This is a genomic window from Neisseria sp. P0001.S005, from assembly GCF_051963715.1.
This window is the reverse complement of record NZ_JBQCTZ010000451.1, coordinates 1-845: the sequence shown is the minus strand read 5'-3', so window position 1 is coordinate 845 and position 845 is coordinate 1. Positions and strand designations below refer to the sequence as shown.

At 49.6% G+C, this 845-nt stretch carries 1 protein-coding gene; it reads left to right on the top strand.

The window, feature by feature from the left end; all coding sequences use genetic code 11:
• A partial coding sequence (gene atpA / locus ACTHSP_RS20990) for a F0F1 ATP synthase subunit alpha (RefSeq protein WP_440346883.1) occupies nt 1-845 on the top strand: 845 nt, incomplete at both ends.

The window sequence follows — 845 nt, the reverse complement described above, 5'->3', positions numbered from 1 at the left end:
GCCGTAGTGTTGGGTGAGTACGAACACATTAAAGAAGGCGATACAGTTACCTGTACCGGCCGTATTTTGGAAGTGCCAATCGGTCGCGAACTGGTTGGCCGCGTGGTTGATGCATTGGGTCGTCCTATCGATGGTAAAGGCCCAATCAATACAACATTGACTGCTCCAATTGAGAAAATTGCACCAGGTGTGATTGCGCGTAAATCGGTTGACCAACCAATGCAAACCGGCCTGAAAGCCATTGACTCTATGGTTCCGGTTGGTCGTGGCCAACGTGAGCTGATTATTGGTGACCGTCAAACCGGTAAAACTGCCGTAGCACTGGATGCCATCGTTAACCAAAAAGGTACAGGCGTTATTTGTATCTATGTGGCTATCGGTCAAAAAGCATCTTCTATTGCCAACGTAGTACGCAAATTGGAAGAGCATGGCGCGATGGAGCATACCATCGTGGTTGCTGCAACTGCTTCTGAAGCCGCTGCACTGCAATATATCGCTCCTTACTCCGGTTGTACCATGGGTGAATTCTTCCGTGACCGTGGTGAAGATGCGTTGATCGTATACGATGACTTGTCTAAACAAGCCGTTGCATACCGCCAAATTTCTCTGCTGTTGCGCCGTCCTCCTGGCCGTGAAGCATATCCCGGCGACGTATTCTACCTGCACTCCCGTCTGTTGGAACGTGCGGCCCGCGTCAGCGAAAACGAAGTTGAAAAACTGACCAATGGCGAAGTAAAAGGCAAAACCGGTTCTCTGACTGCGTTGCCAATTATTGAAACCCAAGCCGGTGACGTATCAGCATTCGTACCAACCAACGTAATTTCGATTACAGACGGCCAAATCTT